At 47.2% G+C, this 18,668-nt stretch carries 18 protein-coding genes and 1 tRNA gene; 7 read left to right on the forward strand and 12 right to left on the reverse strand.

Translation table 11 applies throughout. From position 1 onward, the window contains the following. From COW20_01600 to COW20_01610, 3 genes are all read right to left on the reverse strand, one after another. On the reverse strand, positions 1 to 835 hold an 835-nt coding region (locus COW20_01600), incomplete at its 3' end, for a hypothetical protein (GenBank protein PIW50623.1). Positions 836 to 906: 71 nt separating this feature from the next. Next, on the reverse strand, positions 907 to 1,401 hold the full coding sequence (locus COW20_01605; protein PIW50624.1) for a chemotaxis protein CheW: 495 nt from the start codon (positions 1,399 to 1,401) through the stop codon (positions 907 to 909). An 88-nt stretch (positions 1,402 to 1,489) separates the two neighbouring features. Beyond that, complete coding sequence (locus tag COW20_01610) at positions 1,490 to 2,296, reverse strand: hypothetical protein (GenBank protein PIW50625.1); 807 nt, start codon at positions 2,294 to 2,296, stop codon at positions 1,490 to 1,492. Positions 2,297 to 2,765: 469 nt separating this feature from the next. Here COW20_01610 and COW20_01615 point away from each other — a divergent pair, with 469 nt between their 5' ends. Then, complete coding sequence (locus COW20_01615) at positions 2,766 to 5,099, forward strand: hypothetical protein (GenBank protein ID PIW50626.1); 2,334 nt, start codon at positions 2,766 to 2,768, stop codon at positions 5,097 to 5,099. On the opposite strand, the gene COW20_01620 is transcribed toward COW20_01615, so the two are convergent. Both COW20_01620 and COW20_01625 read right to left on the reverse strand, forming a co-directional pair. Then, positions 5,096 to 5,668, reverse strand: a complete 573-nt coding sequence (locus tag COW20_01620; protein ID PIW50627.1) for a hypothetical protein — start codon at positions 5,666 to 5,668, stop codon at positions 5,096 to 5,098. The two genes, COW20_01615 and COW20_01620, sit on opposite strands and share 4 nt — an antisense overlap. 11 nt (positions 5,669 to 5,679) lie before the next feature. Further along, the gene (locus tag COW20_01625; GenBank protein ID PIW50628.1) at positions 5,680 to 6,312 is read right to left on the reverse strand and encodes a hypothetical protein; all 633 of its coding nucleotides are present in this window, start codon (positions 6,310 to 6,312) and stop codon (positions 5,680 to 5,682) included. 211 nt (positions 6,313 to 6,523) lie between these two features. On the opposite strand from COW20_01625, the gene COW20_01630 reads away from it, so the two are divergent. Continuing rightward, the gene (locus COW20_01630) at positions 6,524 to 7,261 is read left to right on the forward strand and encodes a hypothetical protein (protein ID PIW50629.1); all 738 of its coding nucleotides are present in this window, start codon (positions 6,524 to 6,526) and stop codon (positions 7,259 to 7,261) included. Here the strand turns inward: COW20_01630 and COW20_01635 are convergent. The 4 genes from COW20_01635 to COW20_01650 form a co-directional block, all read right to left on the reverse strand. Then, a complete protein-coding gene (locus COW20_01635) occupies positions 7,194 to 8,654 on the reverse strand; it encodes a hypothetical protein (protein PIW50630.1) in 1,461 nt (486 codons plus the stop codon). The two genes, COW20_01630 and COW20_01635, sit on opposite strands and share 68 nt — an antisense overlap. Then, positions 8,651 to 9,340 carry a DNA-binding response regulator gene (locus tag COW20_01640; protein PIW50631.1) on the reverse strand — a complete coding sequence of 230 codons (690 nt, stop codon included), beginning with the start codon at positions 9,338 to 9,340 and terminating at the stop codon, positions 8,651 to 8,653. Before COW20_01640 ends, COW20_01635 begins: the two co-directional genes overlap by 4 nt. Beyond that, on the reverse strand, positions 9,340 to 9,975 hold the full coding sequence (locus COW20_01645; protein PIW50632.1) for a uracil phosphoribosyltransferase: 636 nt from the start codon (positions 9,973 to 9,975) through the stop codon (positions 9,340 to 9,342). Before COW20_01645 ends, COW20_01640 begins: the two co-directional genes overlap by 1 nt. Before the next feature lie 112 nt (positions 9,976 to 10,087). Beyond that, positions 10,088 to 10,678, reverse strand: a complete 591-nt coding sequence (locus tag COW20_01650; protein PIW50633.1) for a hypothetical protein — start codon at positions 10,676 to 10,678, stop codon at positions 10,088 to 10,090. Between the two features lie 98 nt (positions 10,679 to 10,776). Between COW20_01650 and COW20_01655 the strand changes: the two genes are divergently transcribed. The 3 genes from COW20_01655 to fghA all read left to right on the forward strand — a co-directional run bounded on the left by COW20_01655 (position 10,777) and on the right by fghA (position 12,900). Further along, positions 10,777 to 10,849, forward strand: a tRNA-Gly gene (locus COW20_01655). Positions 10,850 to 10,931: 82 nt separating this feature from the next. Beyond that, a complete protein-coding gene (locus COW20_01660) occupies positions 10,932 to 12,047 on the forward strand; it encodes an S-(hydroxymethyl)glutathione dehydrogenase/class III alcohol dehydrogenase (protein PIW50634.1) in 1,116 nt (371 codons plus the stop codon). Further along, entirely contained in the window at positions 12,040 to 12,900 is an 861-nt protein-coding gene (fghA, locus tag COW20_01665; protein PIW50635.1) for an S-formylglutathione hydrolase, read from the forward strand. Before COW20_01660 ends, fghA begins: the two co-directional genes overlap by 8 nt. Here the strand turns inward: fghA and COW20_01670 are convergent. Continuing rightward, positions 12,897 to 13,871, reverse strand: a complete 975-nt coding sequence (locus COW20_01670) for a hypothetical protein (protein PIW50636.1) — start codon at positions 13,869 to 13,871, stop codon at positions 12,897 to 12,899. The genes fghA and COW20_01670 overlap by 4 nt on opposite strands. 169 nt (positions 13,872 to 14,040) lie before the next feature. Here COW20_01670 and acs point away from each other — a divergent pair, with 169 nt between their 5' ends. Together acs and COW20_01680 are read left to right on the forward strand one after the other, a co-directional pair. Then, positions 14,041 to 15,987 carry an acetate--CoA ligase gene (gene acs / locus COW20_01675; GenBank protein PIW50637.1) on the forward strand — a complete coding sequence of 649 codons (1,947 nt, stop codon included), beginning with the start codon at positions 14,041 to 14,043 and terminating at the stop codon, positions 15,985 to 15,987. After that, entirely contained in the window at positions 15,987 to 16,802 is an 816-nt protein-coding gene (locus tag COW20_01680; protein ID PIW50638.1) for a hypothetical protein, read from the forward strand. The genes acs and COW20_01680 overlap by 1 nt, the downstream gene beginning before the upstream one ends. A 45-nt stretch (positions 16,803 to 16,847) precedes the next feature. On the opposite strand, the gene COW20_01685 is transcribed toward COW20_01680, so the two are convergent. Both COW20_01685 and COW20_01690 read right to left on the reverse strand, forming a co-directional pair. Then, the gene (locus tag COW20_01685; protein PIW50639.1) at positions 16,848 to 17,825 is read right to left on the reverse strand and encodes a hypothetical protein; all 978 of its coding nucleotides are present in this window, start codon (positions 17,823 to 17,825) and stop codon (positions 16,848 to 16,850) included. A gap of 106 nt (positions 17,826 to 17,931) precedes the next feature. Beyond that, on the reverse strand, positions 17,932 to 18,627 hold the full coding sequence (locus COW20_01690; protein PIW50640.1) for a hypothetical protein: 696 nt from the start codon (positions 18,625 to 18,627) through the stop codon (positions 17,932 to 17,934). Positions 18,628 to 18,668 lie beyond the last annotated feature (41 nt).

The raw sequence follows: 18,668 nt of genomic DNA on the forward strand, positions 1-18,668 counted from the left end.
CAAGGACTTTGCGCTGGTGGGCTGGATTTTTATGAAAGACATCGATATTCATTCCAATCAGCTTTTCAGAATTAAAATCCTTAAAGACTTCGCGAATTTCGTGCTGTGCTACACGAAACATTTGATAAATGGCAGGATTCATATACACAATCTGAAATTGAGGATCTGCGATCATGATATTGGTACTTACACAGTCAAGGCCGGCCTTAATGCGCAAGGTGTCCATCAAGAGAACTTCTTTTTCTTTTTCTGCAATCAAAAGATTTGAAACATCTGTCCATTCCACCACATAGCCTAAAATTTCTTTTTCGCTGTTTTCTGCTTTGGCTGCAACCAGGTCAAAGGTTCTGCTGCCAATGCTGATTCTGGAGCGAAAAATTCCCGTCAAACCTTTTAAAACTTTACGTTGATGGGCAGGATTTTTGTGAAAAATGTCGATATTCGTGCCCATTAGATTTTCAGGGTCAAAATTCTTAAAAACCTCGCGAATTTCGTGCTGTGCATCTTTAAACATTTGAACGATGGCTGGGTTCATATACACAATTTCAAAATTAGAATTGGCTATCATAATATTGGTCGAAACGCTTTCAAGTGCAGCGTGGGTCATTTGAGATGAAACCCCACCGGTTTCTTCTTGAGATTGAACAAGGAGTTGGGCTGTTTCAATGACTTTGTTAAACTCAATCACGATATCCTGGGCTGGTTCTGAGAACTTGGCTGGATCAAGTGCCAAGAATTCACCCTCATTTTTTTCAATACTTTGTCCGACTTTTTTGAGTTGGGTGACTAAAGTTTTCTTTTCATTTTGGGTAAGGGCACAATCGATATTTACCATGGAGACGTTCTCTCTTTCACTTGATGAGTTTAATTATTTATGTTTAAGCCAGAATGTGGAAAACTTGAAGTTTAAGAGACTTCAAGTAGGGCATGATGAATTTCTTTGTTATGTATGAGACAGTCTGTATCCAAAAGAATATAGACATGATCCCCGTTTTTACCAATGCCTTTAATCACCGATTGGTTTTCTCCTCCACGCGAATATTGGGGAGGAGGATCGATACAATGAGGGGGAAGCTCAGTCACATCGTTGACCTTGTCTACCGCAATACCGGTTAAAACATCCCCCAGCTCCAAGACAATGATGACTGTGCGATCTGAATAATCGACAGTCTGTAAATTGAAGCGGCTGCGGATATCCATGACAGGGATAATTTTTCCACGTAAATTGATGACACCTTTGATATAGTTTGGAACATCGGGAACTTCAATTATTTTTTGAAGTCTGACAATTTCGGTGACATAACTTACGCAGATTGCATATTCTTCATGATCAATTGAAAAAGTTAAATAAGTATCACCAATATTAATATCATCATCTTCATACAAGTCGAATTCATCCATATATCTCTGTCTTCCTATCTGAAATATTTCGCAAATTCTTAGAAAGTAAAAATAGATTTTACAGTAGATTAGAAAAGGTAAATTGGAATTAGGGGATGAGTTTGTGAATCAGCTGAAGCAGTTTTGCCCCAGACTTAATTGCAAAATCCATCGAGACAGAACCATCGGGCTTCTCGATCATGGCATCAGCCCCAAGCGCTCTGATTTCATCGGCTTTCTGGCTAGCAATTGAAGAAAGTATAATAATCTTGGCTTTGGTTAAATGGCGGGCGTGTTTGAGAAAGCTCAGACCATCCATGACGGGCATTTCAATATCCAATAGAATCACGTCTGGCGTATAGGACTGCAAGAGTTCCAGTCCTTCTTGGCCATTTTTTGCATCGCAAATCAGACGTAAACTGGGGTCTGTTTTTAAAAGGTTGCTGAGTACCAGCTTCATTAGAGCTGAATCATCGATCAACATGATTCTGAGGGGATCAGCTTCACTTCGCGGTTCACTGGAGAGCGTAGAAATGGAATTGACAGGAATCATTTCTGTTTCTGCATTGACTGCATGCAACAGGGTTTGAATCGAGAAGGTGTCCCGTGAAATATTGGTTTCAGGTTTTTTGATATATTTGGCCAATCTGAGCAGGGGGTGGGTATTGGTTTTTGAAAAGACGATAATTTTAACATCCTGGGCCTGAGAATCCCGAACCAGAGTTGAAAGCTCTTCTTCGGAAAGAATCTGAGGATCCAGAATCATGTATTCAGGATGACTTTGTTTGAGTTTTTCTTGAGCTGCTTGAAATGAATTCGAGACCCCAACAATTTTAAGTGCTCGCTCTTTCATTAGCATGGAACTGAGAGTCATACAATTCAGCGCACTGTCTACCAATAAAACACTTTTTGACATTTTTACTTTTAATCAACGCTTGCGTTGACTTCCCTCCTCAAATTTTAAGAAAAAACAAAGTCCGCTTTGTATTTCAGCCCTTGAACTGCTCCCTTCAGTTTGGCTTTTCACTAAAAAAACATCTTCGCTCTGGATGTATTGCTCACTAAATATCGTAGAAAAATGAAATTGTTAAATTAGAACTTATTCGAAACAAAAGATTCGCTTTCAGCATTTAAGAACTTGATTCAATTCAAGCTTTTATGAGTTCTATCTTAATCTAATCTATTGAGTCTGAAATCAGTTATGTTACAAGAATTTACAATTATGTGACAATAATTTTGAATATATATTCTATTTACGTATATATATTTTAAAATAGTAAAAACATGCGTAAGTAATTTACTTACAAATAGATCGTTGTTTTACGTGAGCTTCTTTCTTTTCTGCTTTGAAAGGGCTGAACGTGGTAAGATGTTTCTGAAAAACTATGAATGAAAATGCACAGCCTCTGATTATTCAAGGCCATTACCGACTCGATCAATGTTTGGCCCAAGGCAGTGATTCAGCAACGTTTTTGGCATTCAACCAGGAAACGGAGTCCTCTTGTATTGTCAAAGAGTTGCGTTTAGGGCAATTGGAACGTTGGAAAAGACTCGAACTTTTTCGGCGAGAAGCACGAACACTCGCCAATTTGGAGCACCCTCAAATCCCCGCTTTGCTTGATTATTTTGAAGGTGAGGGTGATTCTCAATCAGTCTACCTGGTAACCGAAAAAGTGCCAGGAATTCCTTTGAATCAAAAGATACAAGAAGGTCTGGGGCTAAGTGAGGAATTTGTTTATTTAATTGCTGTACAGGTTTTGCAGATTCTCAGTTATTTACACCATTTACACCCCCCTGTTGTTCACCGGGATCTTAAGCCTTCCAATCTGTTGCTCGATGAGGCAGGTTGTGTCTATTTGATTGATTTTGGCGGGGTTCAGGAACTCCTTCACCCTGAAGGAGGAGGGGGATCTACGATTATAGGAACCTTTGGCTATATGGCGCCAGAACAGTACAGTGGGCGTTCTGTGCCTCAAACTGATCTCTACGGGTTGGGGGTGACCTTGATCTATCTGCTTTCAGGGCTTGAACCGCAGCAAATCCCGAATCCTGAGATGTTATTGGATTTTCGCCCTTTTGTAGAGTGTTCTGAGCGTTTCTCAAACTGGATTGAGCAATTGATTCTGCCTTCTCTGGAGCAACGTTTTTTCAGTGCTGATGAGGCCTTGGAAGTTTTGCAAGCTATTTTACCAGTCTATACCCGAACCTTGTCTTTACCTGCCATCCAAAAAGCAACCTCTCAGGCGATTGATCGACAAGAATTGAAAGATCGCTTGCCAGAAAAAAATTCGAATGAAGAGCGTCTTTTGCCCGTTCAGAACTGGGTTTTGTCGGTGGGAGAAGTCCTCAATGATCTCTACCAGATTGATAAAGTTCTGAGCACAGGCTCTTCTTCTGTGACCTATCGTGCCCATAAACTTTCGGTCCAGACCCCAGTCATTGTCAAAGAACTTCATTTTAACCGCATGGAACATTGGAAAGGCTATGAACTCTTTGAACGTGAAATGAGAATCCTTGAGCGAATGCGGCATGCGCGCACGCCGCGTCTCTTGGATTTTTTTGAAATTCAGCAGGCAGAACGCCATTGTTTTTATCTGGTGACCACGCTTTTGCCGGGCATGCCCTTGCCACAAAGGCTTCGCAGTGGCTGGCGCCCCTCTGAAAATCGTCTGCGTCAATTGGCAGATCAAATGTTGGATATTCTAATCGATTTGCATGAGCGCGAGCCGCAGATCATTCATCGGGATATCAAACCTTCGAATATCCTGATTGATGAGCAGGATCATCCTGCACTTGTTGATTTTGGTGCAGTTCAGGAGATATTAAGGGAAGAGGGCGGAGGAGGTTCTACGATTATTGGAACCTATGGCTATATGGCCCCTGAGCAATTTTGGGGGCAGGCAACCCCTCAAAGTGATCTCTATGGTTTGGGTGTTACCCTTTTGCATATTCTCTCAGGGCGTACCCCCAATGAAATGCAGAAAGCAGAAGGTTTGGGGCTTGACTTTAAAGGCTATATTCAATGCTCAGAAGGTTTACAGTGGTGGCTGAGTAAAATGGTGGCCCCTCAAGTATCAGATCGCTTTCACTCAGCGCGCGAGGCCCGTAAAAAATTAGCTGAAATTGACACCATGCGTTTTGAGCGGGGCGTGCAGGCGTATTTTCCCTTTAAACCCGATCCCGCGATAGAGGTGGAAGATACCCCTGAAAAATTGGTGATGCATCTGATGCCCACTTACCATGATTACAAAACCTTGATGGCAGTTTTGCTGGGGGTGGATTTGGTTGGTGGTATGTTTTTCAGTGCAATACCTGGCTTGGGGCCTTTGCTGGTGATCAGTTTATTGGCTGCCAGTGGCATTTTTGTCGCCATTCATCGCAGCGAAGGTTTGCGCACCCATATGCGCATTGAACTTTCTATGCAGGGCTTGGAGTTGCGTTCCTGGAAAGACAGCCAATTTGGTGGAACGGAACCTATTGAGAACATGACTTTGCCCCTACAGGCCATTGAAGCTTTTTCTTTAGATCAGACCATGGTTCATAATCGTCTTCAGGTTCGGATCCGGCATCATCCAACGGATCATCCCATGCTCTGTAAATCGCGGCTTCCGATTTCTCATCAGCAGGTCAAAGCCAAATTTTTGGTGCAGAGGTTGCAGGTGGCTGTTGACCAATACCAACGCCAGCGAAAAAGACTTCAGGAAAGAAACCCGTTTTAAGCCTTTACAGCAGACAGAAGTGCTTTGACATTTTCTAAGGGCAAACCGACAATGGTATCCCAAGAACCTTCAATTTTTTCTACAAAGACCCCAGCCAATCCCTGAATGGCATAGGCTCCCGCTTTGTCCAAGGGTTCACCACTGGCGATATAATTTTGAATTTCGTCTGGGCTCAGGTCTTTCATTTTGACGCGGCTGATGGCATGGTTACTGAGCTCTTTGGGAGCTTCACCTGTCTGGATTAAGGCGACAGCTGTAATCACCTCATGCCATTGTCCGCTGAGTTTGCCTAACATACGGGCGGCGTCTTCTGCATCGGCTGGTTTTCCCAAAACCTCCTGCTGAATGACGACAACCGTATCTGAACCGAGAATTTGAGTGGGTGAAGTACAATTTTGAGCGATTAAACGTGCTTTGCGCAGAGCCAAGTCTTCAACTTGGGCAGTAAGACTTTCAAGCTTGGAATCGAAGCTCTCTTCAATATCTGCGGGCTGAACCTGAAACTCAGAAATCACTTGACTTAAGAGTTCTTTGCGACGAGGAGAGGCCGATGCCAAAATAATTTGCATGAAGAATTAACTTAAAAAGCGGGGGTTTTATTGTCTGTATTTGTGCTTTGATCAGAACTGGTTTCAGATTTTTTTTCAAGGCTTGTATCGCTGTCTGTTTCAGCTGATGGAGCTGGGCTGCTGGCTGTTTCAACACTTGAATCGCCGCCAGGGTTGGCCGCTTTTTCATTCAGATTTTGATCAATCGAGGCCTGGTTTCTCAGACTGCGGTCATTGAGCAAGGAACTGTCTGTAGGAGTTAAGGTACTGGTTGATGTGGCACTGGCTTCGCCAGAAATTAAGTCCTGGGCTTTTTGATCCATTTTTTGCTCAATTTTTTGATTGGCACTGAAGCGGCGATCATAGCTTAAGGAAGGATCCAGTTCATCACCAATCACCAATTTATCCAAATTGGCAGGTTCTGAAACCTTGTTGGGATCCAGAACGGCATTGAGTTTATCAGCGCTTTCCTGAATTTTTTGATCAATTTGCTTAAGGCGGGTTAATTTTTTTTCTTCCAGGGTATTGGCACCGGCATCTACGCTGATGGCATTGGCGCCATCTGAACCACTGACGCCAAATGCGCCAACAGGAACACGGGTACAAGCCACCAGGGGACTGAGCGTTATCATCAGAGCACTGATCTTAATGAGCTGGTTTTTCATGACCGTTTTCCTTTACTTAAACACTACTTAATATTATACCACGAGCTATCCCATACAAGACCCAGGTGGAAATTTGAACAGGGGGGAATCTTAAGAAATCCTAAGATTCTTTTCATGCAAAATTTAGATAAGCTTGCTTAAACTGAGAAAATATTGAGTCTGAAAAATACAAACTCAGGGGTAAATGCACATGAAATCTATATCTGCAAGTATGAAACGGGTACAAAAAGAATTGCTTGAAAGTTTAGGGGCTGAATTGGTCTCTGTCTATATTCGACCTGGCGAATCCGTAGAAAAGGATAAGTATCTTGTTTTGCTTTATGACGCAAGTGTTTCACATTTGAGAAGCCTGCGGCCGCTACTCGAGAAATATAAAAATCTTGGCAGTTTTCAGTTTATGGGTTATCAGGAGATGCTCAGCATGCTGACCGTTTCATCTCTGGACGTTGTAAATTGGTATTTTGGGGGAATCTCCTTATTGGAGGACGATATTCTTGCGCATTATCGGATTCACTTGGGTAATTTATGCGATCAATTGGAAATTGCTTTACACAAAGAGTCCTCACAATTTCGCCATGAAATTTTAATGGCAGACACGAAACGAAAAGAAACCCAGGCCTTAAATCGCTCCTGGATGCGCTTTGAAGCCTCTATTTTACCCGGTCTGTATTGTGTGAGTGGCGTTGGTTCAGACCTGCATCAATTGGAATCTGCCTTTTCCTTAGCGGAGGAAGGCTTTCTCTGCGCTCTGGCAAAGGATCTCCAAGAGAAATCATTCCTTGCAGATGAAATCTGCCTGCAGAAATGGGAAGAGAGTTTATTGCACTTGACCTATCAAATGGAGGTCTTTGCTGGGTATTTGGCAGAAGATGAATTGGCGCTCAGAAATCTGAATCTAACTTTGTTTCCTGCAGAGCCAGGGCTTCAAAATTTACGCTCGGTAAGCTGACTCTAAAACAAGAGCCCGCAAGCAACTGGCTAAAAACTTTGATTTCTCCCGCATGCCAATTTAAAACTTCTTTCACGATTGGCAGTCCCAAACCTGTTCCTCCTTGGCTGCGGTTGCGATCGGGCTCAAGACGATAAAATCGTTCGAAGATATGCGGGAGTTTGTCTTCTGGGATGCCGGGCCCTTGATCTTGAATTTCAATATGGGCTTGCTGATCTTGAGCATAGGAAATGATTTTGACTTCTTTTTCTGGGGGGCTGTAGCGCAGCGCATTATCGATTAAATTAATAAAGACCCGTTGCAGTGCCGCTTTTTCACCTTTGACCCAAAGCTCCTCGTGACTGGGCAAAAATACCAGTTGGGGATGCAGCATTTGGCGCGCCTCATAGACTTCCTGCAAAAGTTTGTTGATTTCCAGCTCTTCTTGATGAGGGGCTGTTTGGCGTGTTTTAGCCAAAAGCAACATGTCTTCTACCAAGGCTGAAAGCCTTTCAGATTCCTGACGTATAATTCCCAACCCTTCTTCGAGTATTTCAGGATGTGTGGCCCCCCGTTTTAAAAGCAATTCGGCATGGCCTTGAATGGCTGTTAAGGGGGAACGCAATTCATGCGAAGCATCGGCCAGGAAATCCTGTTGTTTGATCAGTAGCTCCTGGATTTTGTGCAAAAGAGCATTGAAACTCCGAGCCAGCATACCAATCGGGTCGGGTGGCAAGCCCTGGGTTTTAAGATCTGTCAGGGTGCCTGTCGAGATCATCTGATCGACGGCACTGCTCAGAGATACCAAGGGTTTAAGTGCCTGTTGGGAAAAAAGATTGGCAAGAAAAAAGGTAAGTATCAGGGTAAGCATCAGACTGACAAGCCAAAATACAAGCAATTGTTTAATAAAATAATTATTTTCAAGCAGTGAAACAGCGACCCGCACAGTGCCTAGATTTTGATTCCTCACCTGGAGCTGGCTTTCCTGAATGAGAACGGGAATAGCTTTAAAATCTTTTATTTTGAGATATTGGGTGATTTTTTCGTTAGATTGGGGCAAGGTTTCGTTTTTGAGGTTGGCCGAAGCAGCAATTAAATCCCCTTGGGGGCCTCTGATTTCTAAGAAAAAACCACTTTCTATTTCTAGCCCCTCTTTATTTAAGAGGTAACGGCTGGTATTATCCAATATTTCTTGTACTTTATCAGGATTGTGTAAATCTAAACTTATTTCTGGATTTTTGAGCGCCAAAAAATCTATAAAACTTTGAATCCTCTGGGTGATTTCTTCTCCTTCGCGTTGTGCCAGCATTAAAAAATGCTGTTGCATGGCCCAACCAATTAAAAGATTGGGAATGACGAGGATTAAAACCGCCAAAATGAAAAAGAAGAGGAAAAGTCTTTTTCGAAGCGTCATGGGGATTCTTTGAGAATATAGCCTATTCCCCGCACGGTTTGAATTAGACGGGGTTGATGGGTTTGTTCCGTTTTTTCGCGCAAAGCATGGATATACACATCCAGCACGCTTTCCTGTACATCGTTTCCCCAGCCCCAGACAGAGCTTAAGATATGCGAGCGGGTTAAAACGGTACGAGGGTTTTGCATCAAAAGTGCCAGCAGTTCAAATTCTCTTGGGGCCAGATGAAGGGGGATTTCTCCTGAAAATACTTCACGGCTACGCAGGTTCAAACGTAAATGCTCAAAGGCCAGTTCATCTTCGTTTTTGTTCTGGTTTAAGCGCAATTGCAGACGGATACGTGCCAAAAGTTCTTCCAGGTGAAAGGGTTTGGTCAGGTAGTCATTGGCCCCTGAATCCAAACCCTCTACCCTGTCTTGAACTTCACTGCGTGCCGTGAGCATGAGAATGGGAATCTGAGAGTCCCGGCGTAAACGTCGACAGATTTCCATGCCATCAATGCCAGGCAACATGCGATCTAGAATAATCAGATCAAAAATTTTTTCTCTGGCCAGAGTCAGCCCTGAAATCCCGTTATTGGCGCATTCAACTTGATAGCCTTCGCATTTCAATTCAAGTTCAATGAACCGCGAGATTTGGGCTTCGTCTTCAATCAGCAGAATTTTTGCTGCTGTCAGGGAATTCATCAAGTATTAAAAGCCCTGTCACCAGCATCTCCGAGACCTGGCAGAATATAACCAATTTCGTTGAGTCCCTGATCAACGGAGGTTGTGTGTATTTTGATATCAGGATGGGCTTCTGAGAGTTTTTGAATGCCTTCGGGTGAAGCAATCAGGCAACAAAAGTGAATATTCGTCACCTTACGTTTTTTCAGAATATCTACGGCCGCAATCGCTGAACCTCCTGTTGCCAACATGGGATCGAGAATAAAGACCAGGGTGTCAGCTGCCAGTTCTTCTGGGATTTTTACATAGTACTCAACGGGCAGAAGCGTTTCTTCATTGCGGTAGAGACCAATATGGCGCACCTGTGCAAAGGGAAACACTTCGAAGGCTCCATCAATCATACACAAACCGGCCCGAAGAATCGGAGCCAGAACAATATGGGAGCATTTGATGCGCTTGCCCAGACAGGGGCCAAGCGGAGTTTCTACTTCTTGAGGTGCCAGTTCAAGTTTGCTGGAGGCCTCATATACAATATACCGGGCCAGATTTTTGATCATGGCCCGGAAAATTGGAGAAGGGGTATTTTTATCTCTGAGAAGGGTCATATCCCTTTGAATCAGAGGATGGTCATGTACAAATAGATTATCTGGAAGCATTGTTCTTACCTGTTTATCGCCAAAATATTCTTTCTCATTTTGACATACCCCAGAGCAAGTGAACAGGCTAAACTCAATTTGAAAACCAAAGCAAAGCCAGGCTTGGCAGGTCTTAAGCCGGGTTCTGGATTTTGCTGTTTTTTTCAGCAATGCGTTTTAAGGTGCGTTTGACGGTTGCCGTTTGAATCTTCAGTTCTGAAGCAATTGCTTCAGGGCTGAGGCCACGGGCGGAAAGGGCTGTCACTTCATTTTCGCGGGGAGTGAGTCGATTGGGTTGTTTGAGCCTTTGGACGGATACTTGGGGGGGAAGTTCCACGGAATGATCCCAGGCGTAGGCCTGGCCTTGAGAAAGACAATGAAGCGCTGGCAAAAGGGTACGCATGCCTGTTTCGAGTGAAATAACCCCCTGTACTCCTGAGAACCTTAAATTTTCAAAGGCCTGTTTGTTGTTTGCGAGCACCAAAACCGCTGGGGAACCTGAGTCTGCAATTTTTTGAAGATTTTCAGGGGTGGCCCAGGGGGCGTGCAGGATAACGAAATCTACCTTTGCTTGTGAGAGTGCTTTAAGCAACTCAGGGACACTGTCTGCAAGCGCTTTGACCTGGTAAGTCGACTCTGAACGCAGGCAGGCTTTTAATGCACTGCAAAGCAGGGCATGGGGTTCGGCAATGAGCACTTTAAGTTGGGGCAGTAAACTTTGCATGGTGCTTCAGTATATCAAGGGATCTGTTTTAAGAGGAGAGACAAACTGTTCCTTTCTGAACAGGGGGCTGTGATATAATGCCTAAGTATTCAAATCCTGCGGGTGTAACTCAGTTGGTAGAGTGTCAGCTTCCCAAGCTGAATGTCGCGAGTTCGAATCTCGTCGCCCGCTTTGATTAAGCACTGTTCTGAAAAGATCGGTGCTGTTTTTTTGAGTTTGGAATTTTATTTGGATAAATCGGAGTTGTGAACGCGTGAAAACGATTGCTGCTGTTGCTTTTGAAGCGGGTAAACCCCTTGAAATTGTTGAGATTGATTTGCAGGAACCCCAGGCCGGTGAGGTGCTGGTGCGGATTGTGGCCAGTGGCGTCTGCCATACCGATGCCTATACCCTCTCGGGTGATGACCCAGAGGGCTTGTTTCCTGTGATTTTGGGGCATGAAGGAGGCGGCATTGTTGAAGCGGTAGGCGCGGGTGTGACCTCTGTTCAACCAGGAGATCACGTGATTCCCCTCTATACCCCGGAATGTGGGGAGTGCAAATTTTGCACTTCAGGCAAGACCAATCTCTGCCAGGCGATTCGCAGCACCCAAGGCAAAGGCTTGATGCCTGACGGCAGCTCCCGTTTTTCCTACCAAGGGCGCATGATTCATCACTATATGGGCACTTCTACCTTTGCCCGTCATACGGTTTTGCCCGAAATTGCCCTGGCGAAAATTAACCCTGCAGCCCCTTTGGAAAAAGTCTGTCTCTTGGGCTGTGGCATTACCACAGGCATTGGCGCTGTTTTGAATACCGCCAAAGTGACCCCAGGCTCAAGCGTGGCTGTATTTGGTTTGGGCGGAATTGGCCTGAGCGTGATTCAGGGTGCGGTGATGGCCCAAGCGGGCCGCATTATTGCCGTTGATACCAATCCCGATAAGTTTGAGTTTGCCCGCCAATTGGGAGCAACCGATTGCGTCAATCCCAAAGATTACAGTGCGCCGATTCAAGAGGTGATTGTGGAATTGACGGACGGGGGCGTGGATTATTCCTTTGAATGTATTGGCAATGTCCACGTCATGCGTGCTGCCCTTGAATGCTGTCACAAGGGTTGGGGGGAATCGACGATCATTGGCGTGGCAGGAGCCGGCCAAGAAATTTCTACCCGCCCTTTTCAGCTGGTGACCGGCAGAGTTTGGCGCGGCAGTGCTTTTGGCGGCGTCAAAGGGCGGAGCCAATTGCCGGGGTATGTAGAAAAATACCTGGCCGGTGAAATCAAAGTCGATGAAATGATTACCTATACCCTGCCCCTGGCTGAAATCAACCAGGCCTTTGATTTGATGCACCAGGGCAAGGCGATCCGTTCGGTGGTGCTTCACGATGTCTGAATTTCATACCGGGTCTGATCTGGCCCGTCTGAGCCGGGTCAAAGCCTTTGGCGGCTGGCAGGAAACCTGGCTTCACAGTTCAGAATCCACAGGCACTTCAATGAAGTTTGGCGTTTATCTGCCGCCCCAGGCCGATGATAAACCCTGCCCAGTCGTCTACTGGCTGTCTGGGCTGACCTGTACAGAAGAAAATTTTATTCTTAAAGCCGGCGCCCAGCGCTATGCCTCTGAATTGGGTCTGATTCTGGTTTCGCCAGATACCAGCCCCCGTGGAGCGCATTTACCCGGCGAAGACGATAGCTGGGATTTCGGCACCGGGGCAGGCTTTTATCTCAATGCCACCGAAGAACCCTGGAACCGTCACTACCGCATGTATGACTATGTGCTGAAGGAGTTGCCTGCCGTGATAGAAGCTGAATTTCTGACCTCCGGCAAGGCGGCTATTGCGGGGCACTCGATGGGGGGACATGGAGCCTTGGTTCTGGCTCTGCGCAACCCAGAGCGCTATACGTCAGTTTCGGCGTTTGCGCCGATCTGCGCACCCAGTCAATGTGCCTGGGGCTATAAGGCTTTCAGCTGTTACCTGGGCTCAGATCCCAAAACCTGGGAAGCCTATGATGCCCATCTCTTGATTCGCAAAGCCGAAATTCATGTGCCCACCAAGATTGATCAGGGCAGTGCAGATCAGTTTCTGGCAGAGCAGTTGAAGCCCGAATTGTTGGAGCAGGCGGCCCATGAGGCGGGCTATCCGATTGAGCTGCAATACCGCGAAGGCTATGATCACAGCTATTTCTTTATTTCAACCTTTATCGGGGAGCACCTGCACTGGCATGCGGATTATTTAAAGGCTTAAGCCAGGCTTTCAAGCGTTTCCGCAAAGATCTTCCTGACAGTTTTGAGGGTGATGGGTCGTTCTTCAGGCGCATCCAAAAAATTGCACATGGAGGTAAGATCGAGTAATTTTGCTTGTTTGCGCCACAGGGGCCCCAGGGGGCCATTCAGTTCCTGATAGGCGTGTAAAAAGCCCTCAAAGAGCGCCTGTGGGAGTTCTTTTTCAAAGCGGAAAAAATTGCCAAAATCCACCAAGGGGGAGCCCGAATGGGCGAATTCCCAGTCTAATACAGCCCGTACCTGCCAATAGCCATCTTTCTCGCGCACCAAAAGATTCTTCAGATTAAAATCTGAATGCACCAGGCGTTGAACGGGCTCGAGATCTCTGAGCAGATATTCGTTGCGGTTTAACATTTGCAGGCTTTCCTGGCAGGTTTCCCGGCCCAGGCGCTGCTCTGCGCGCTTGCCGTGTAGAACCTCGCGCATATAGGCCAGCCAGCTGTCTCCCAGATGCGTGAGTGGGTCGGGGATTTTCAGTTCGGAATCTAAAAAACCTGTAGCCGGAAATTGGATTTGATGGATCTTCGCCAAAGTCGCGCCTATGGCAGCCCCCAAGGAAAGTAAACTGGCTTCAGATAGATTGTGCGGCAGGGTATCGGCCCGTTGACCTTCGATAAATTCAAGCAAGGCAAACACATGGGCCGATGTCTGGCGTTCAGCCAAGACCTTGGGTACAGGCAGAAACTGAGAAAGCCTTTGCATTAGATTCAGCTCTTTCAGAGCGGATTGGGTCTCCGATGCCACCCGTAAAACAGCTTGGCCCTGGGGATGTTCAATGCGGTAGTTTTGATTGCGAAAGCCCCCGCTGAGCGGCTCAATCGCGAGAATTTCGGTGCCCCGGCTCAAATGCATGACCAGCGCCTGTATTTCATGCTGACTTAAGAGGGGGCGTTCTGTTGGGGCTTGGAAATAGTCGTCAAACTGAAATAACATCAAGGATTCATTCTTTCTCTTCTCTGCGCAGGTTGTAATGGAGTGGGCAGAGCGTATTTTAGCAGATTGAGCCACAGGGCGGTGAAGTCGCGTTTGATTCAGAGGAATTTGATTGACTTCGCCTCAAACGAGCGGTATGGTAGGTTTACCACACAGCCTGGAGGCCGGTATGAACGACCAGAACCTGACTTCCGTCCTGAAAGAAGAGCGGGTTTTTCAACCCCCTGTCCATTTTTCTGATCAAGCAGAAATTTATTCCATGGAGCAATACCATGCCCTGTGCGAAGAAGCCCATCAAGATTCCGAAGCCTTCTGGGCCCGTCAGGCCCTTGAATATCTGGATTGGATCACCCCTTTTGAGCAGGTTTTAGATTGGCAGCCGCCCTTTGCGAAGTGGTTTTTGGGGGGGCAGCTCAACCTTTCTGCCAATTGTTTGGATCGTCATCTGAGCACGTTTCGTCGCAACAAGGCGGCTTTGATTTGGGAAGGGGAGCCTGGTGACAGCCGTACCCTGACTTATCAACAATTGCACCGCGAAGTCTGCCGCTTTGCCAATGTCTTAAAGAAATTAGGCATTCACAAAGGGGATCGGGTGGCCCTGTATATGCCCATGATTCCCGAACTCGCTATTGCCATGCTGGCCTGTGCCCGTATCGGGGCTGTGCACAGCATTGTCTTTGGGGGCTTCAGTGCAGAAGCGCTGCGTGACCGGATCGAGGATGCCCAGGCCAAAATGGTGGTGACTGCCGATGGGGGCTGGCGCAGAGGCCAGATTGTTCCCCTCAAGGATTGGGTCGATCAGGCGCTCGAGGGGGTCGGCTGTGTGGAGCAGGTGGTGGTGGTCAAACGTACCGGACAACAGGTGGGTTTTCATCCCGGACGTGACCATTGGTGGGACGATATAATGGACTGTGTCGATGCCCATTGCCCTGCTGAAGCACTCGACAGTGAACACCCGCTGTTTATTCTCTATACCTCAGGTACAACGGGCAAACCCAAAGGGGTGGTGCATTCCACCGCTGGTTATCTCTTGGGTGCCGCCTATTCCAGCAAGCTGGTCTTTGATCTCAAAGAAGACGATACCTATTGGTGTACGGCAGATATTGGCTGGATCACCGGGCACAGCTATGTGGTTTATGGCATGCTGGCCAATGGGGCGACCACCGTAATGTATGAGGGCGCCCCCAATACCCCCGATCCAGATCGTTTCTGGCAAATCATCGACAAATACCAGGTCAGTATATTTTATACGGCCCCCACTGCGATACGGGCCTTTATCAAATGGGGTGAGAAATGGCCCTTGCGCCATGACCTGTCTTCTTTGCGTCTTTTGGGAACGGTGGGTGAGCCGATCAATCCAGAGGCCTGGATGTGGTATCACTCAGTGATCGGCAAGAACCGCTGTCCGATTGTCGATACCTGGTGGCAGACTGAAACGGGGGCGATGATGATCGCGCCTTTGCCGGGGGCCACACCGCTGAAACCGGGGACAGCGACCTTGCCCCTGCCGGGTATCTTTCCTGAAGTGGTGGATCGTGAGGGCAATCCCGTAGGTGCCAACCAAGGGGGCTATCTTGTGATTACCAAGCCCTGGCCCTCCATGCTGCGCACGGTTTACGGCGATCCTGACCGCTATGTTCAGAACTATTGGTCACGCTATCCGGGTCTTTATTTTACCGGAGATGGGGCCCGTCAGGATGCCGATGGCTATTTCTGGATTATGGGTCGGGTGGATGATGTTCTCAATGTTTCAGGCCACCGTTTGGGCACCATGGAAGTGGAAAGCGCTTTGGTCAGCCATGAGGCAGTTGCTGAAGCGGCAGTGGTGGGCAAACCTGATGAAATCCGTGGCGAGGCGGTTGTTGCTTTTGTCACGCTTGAATCCAGTTATACGGCCAGTGATGAGCTGAAAGAGACCCTGCGCCAGCATGTGGTCAAAGAAATTGGTGCGATTGCCAGACCTGAAGAAATTATTTTTACAGACACCCTGCCCAAAACGCGCAGCGGCAAAATTATGCGCCGACTTTTGCGCGATATTGCGGCAGGCCGCGCAGCAAGCGGAGATACCTCAACGCTTGAAGACGCCTCGATTCTTGATAAATTGCGTGATGGCTAATGGAAAAGGTTTACTATTTTGCCTATGCCGGAGATCTCGACCCTGTCTTGATGGCCCAGCGTGTTGGCGCATGGGAAAGTCGTGAACCCGCACTTTTAGAGGATTGGGAATTGGTTTTTTCACGTCGCAGTGGGGCCGGAGAAGGTCAGGCCGATGCCAATCTTCGACCTCAAAAAGGAGCACATGTGGAGGGGGCACTGTATTTGCTGCGCGAAGATGCCCTGGAAGCGCTGGATTGTGCAGAAAGCGTGCCTGTCTGTGCCCAGCGGCAATACTTGACGGTACGTACGCCAGACGGGGATAGTCTTCAGGCTTGGGTTTATACCGCCCCTGAAGACTGGATCGCAGAAGGGCGGCCCGCCTGTCGCGATCTCAAACATTTTTGGGCAGGCCAGGATGTCTTATCTGAAGCCTATTACCAGAAAATTTGCCTGATTCCAGCCTGTGAATGCTGTGAATTGGTGGCCGTTTACGGCTCCCTGCGGCAGGGCCGCAAATGGCATTTTCTGCTTTCAGACAGCCCCATGCTCGGGGTCGGCTGGACCCAGGAAGCCTATGCGCTGTATCTTGCCGATTATCCCTGTGTTGATAAGCACGAACCTGTTTCGCCAATTCGTGTTGAAGTCTATCGGGTGAACCAGGACACGCTTTCAAAACTTGATGATCTTGAAGAACATCCCTTTGTCTATGTGCGCGAAAAGGTCCCCGTTCAATTGGACACGGGGCTTGAAGTTTTAGCCTGGGTTTATTTCTTTCCCCATCCGCAGGGCCATTTGCTGACGCATGGTGATTACGCTTTGGAGTTTCAGAACTGAGGAGCAATATCAGCGCAGATCTTTTGGGGAGAATGTTTAAGGGGGCTAGGCCAGACGGTCTTTGAGTTCTTGTTCCTTGGCAAACATTTCGACATAGCCTGAACTGTAATGTGAACGGGCGAAGTCGTTTTTGACAATCATATCATGATCGCTTTCAATGACCTGCCCAATCGTTGCACAGGCTGTGCCCAAATCATCCAGGCTTCCCCCTGTGCATTTGCTTAGGGTTTCAGGACGGCTGGCAATAAAATTGAGGGCTTGATTCGTATTGAAGGCTACAAAACTGCCGAGGGTATCTCCAAATCTTTTCAAGCTGGGCATAAAATCCTGGGCTTGGGTTTGGGTTGATTTGCCCAAATCTGAAACTGCCAAGGCAAATTTGGGAATATAGTCATTGGGGTGTCGGAAGAGTTCAACCTTTACATCTCTGGGAAAATGATCTTCGGTGGCAAAGCCTCCAAATCCTGTGATTTGAACCCGGCTGAGGCGCTCCCGGATCTCAGGCTCGCTGACCCCTTTGGCTTGCCAGTCTTTTTCAAGTTTGCGCAGGGCGTCCGCTGCAATGGCCGCCCCTTGGCTGTGCGCAAAAATTTGCACCTTATCGCCCTTCTCCAAGGCCTGGGCGAAAGCTTTTTCCGCGCGTCGTGAAACCTTGGTGTCCATTCCTGACATATTCATGAGGGATTCAGCGGTATCTGCAAGCAAGCCATCCGTAGGGTTATACAGCATCTGAATATCGAGTCCGGTTTTGCCTTCCAGGGCTTTGCGGGCCTCTTCTGCACTTTTTTCAGGCGTGCGAATGCCATTCAGGTAAAACGCCTGGGTTTGGGGATGATCGGAGATAAAATCCACTCTCTGGTTGGCTGAGCCCTGGGGTGCCGCAGGAGCGTTACAGATATCTTTCTGGGTGCAAATGCTTTCGAGCATCTGATCCAGACTTTGACGGCTCTGACCCAGACCCAGTGCGGGTGAAGCGGCTTTTGGCGCAGGCAGAGAAAAGAGAGGGTTGTTCGTAATCAGCACAGCAGCATCCTGTCATTATAATCTTCTTAGCTATTCATATACCCAGAGAGGCAAAGAAACTGTCGTCCCCAGCTCAAAGTTTAGCCCAAAATTTACCTGGAAATGTTCAGGACGATGCTTCCTCTAATTTCTTTTGTGCTTTTCGTGCGATCAAACTGATGAGCATCAACATCAAAATGACAAGACCGACCAAGGGCCAGGGAATTTGACCCTTGGCCAGGGCCTGGGTCAGGGCGTCTGAACCCACGACATAGAGCAAGGTACCGGGAAGCATACAGAGCCAGGACCAGAACAGATAGGTCAAAAAGGGAACCTTGGTCAGGCCAAAACCGTAATTGAGTAAATTAAATGGAAACAGGGGCACCAGGCGGGTAATCGCCACAATCATCGCGCCTTGTTTTTCGGTCAGAGCGTCTAATTTTTGAAAGAGCGGATTGTTCTCAAAGCTTTGTTCAAGGGTGTTTCTGGCAAGATAACGGGCGATCAAGAAGCAAAGTGCGGCTCCCAGGGTAGAGCCCAAACTGACGCAAATCAAACCTGTGCTGGAGCCAAACAAGGCTCCTCCGGCAAGGGTCAAGGCCGAGCCTGGAATCGCTAAAACAGTGGCAAGCGCATAGAGCGCAACAAAGACAATCGGCCCAAGCGTACCCAGCGATTGAATCCAGGTTTGAAGTTCTGCTAATTTTTTATCCAAACCCAAGAAGCGGGCGCTGATAAAAAGCAAAACCAAAACTGCCAAAAAAACAGCGGGCTTTGCCCATTTTTTGAATGCATGGCGCTTTGCTGTTTTAAGTTCAGACATGTCTTCCCTCTGCTTTCAGTGATAAAGGGAGTATCTCAGAA

Source organism: bacterium (Candidatus Blackallbacteria) CG13_big_fil_rev_8_21_14_2_50_49_14, assembly GCA_002783405.1.
GTDB lineage: Bacteria > Cyanobacteriota > Sericytochromatia > UBA7694 > UBA7694.

Bases quoted from the DNA above. Each gene is read 5' to 3' on its own strand.
- COW20_01680 (PIW50638.1), top strand. From the start codon at position 15,987: ATGGAAAAGGTTTACTATTTTGCCTATGCCGGAGATCTCGACCCTGTC.
- COW20_01670 (PIW50636.1), bottom strand. From the start codon at position 13,871: ATGTTATTTCAGTTTGACGACTATTTCCAAGCCCCAACAGAACGCCCC.
- acs (PIW50637.1), top strand. From the start codon at position 14,041: ATGAACGACCAGAACCTGACTTCCGTCCTGAAAGAAGAGCGGGTTTTT.
- COW20_01620 (PIW50627.1), bottom strand. From the start codon at position 5,668: ATGCAAATTATTTTGGCATCGGCCTCTCCTCGTCGCAAAGAACTCTTA.
- COW20_01605 (PIW50624.1), bottom strand. From the start codon at position 1,401: ATGGATGAATTCGACTTGTATGAAGATGATGATATTAATATTGGTGAT.
- COW20_01615 (PIW50626.1), top strand. From the start codon at position 2,766: ATGAATGAAAATGCACAGCCTCTGATTATTCAAGGCCATTACCGACTC.
- COW20_01625 (PIW50628.1), bottom strand. From the start codon at position 6,312: ATGAAAAACCAGCTCATTAAGATCAGTGCTCTGATGATAACGCTCAGT.
- COW20_01610 (PIW50625.1), bottom strand. From the start codon at position 2,296: ATGTCAAAAAGTGTTTTATTGGTAGACAGTGCGCTGAATTGTATGACT.
- fghA (PIW50635.1), top strand. From the start codon at position 12,040: ATGTCTGAATTTCATACCGGGTCTGATCTGGCCCGTCTGAGCCGGGTC.
- COW20_01635 (PIW50630.1), bottom strand. From the start codon at position 8,654: ATGACGCTTCGAAAAAGACTTTTCCTCTTCTTTTTCATTTTGGCGGTT.
- COW20_01690 (PIW50640.1), bottom strand. From the start codon at position 18,627: ATGTCTGAACTTAAAACAGCAAAGCGCCATGCATTCAAAAAATGGGCA.
- COW20_01650 (PIW50633.1), bottom strand. From the start codon at position 10,678: ATGCAAAGTTTACTGCCCCAACTTAAAGTGCTCATTGCCGAACCCCAT.
- COW20_01630 (PIW50629.1), top strand. From the start codon at position 6,524: ATGAAACGGGTACAAAAAGAATTGCTTGAAAGTTTAGGGGCTGAATTG.
- COW20_01645 (PIW50632.1), bottom strand. From the start codon at position 9,975: ATGCTTCCAGATAATCTATTTGTACATGACCATCCTCTGATTCAAAGG.
- COW20_01640 (PIW50631.1), bottom strand. From the start codon at position 9,340: ATGAATTCCCTGACAGCAGCAAAAATTCTGCTGATTGAAGACGAAGCC.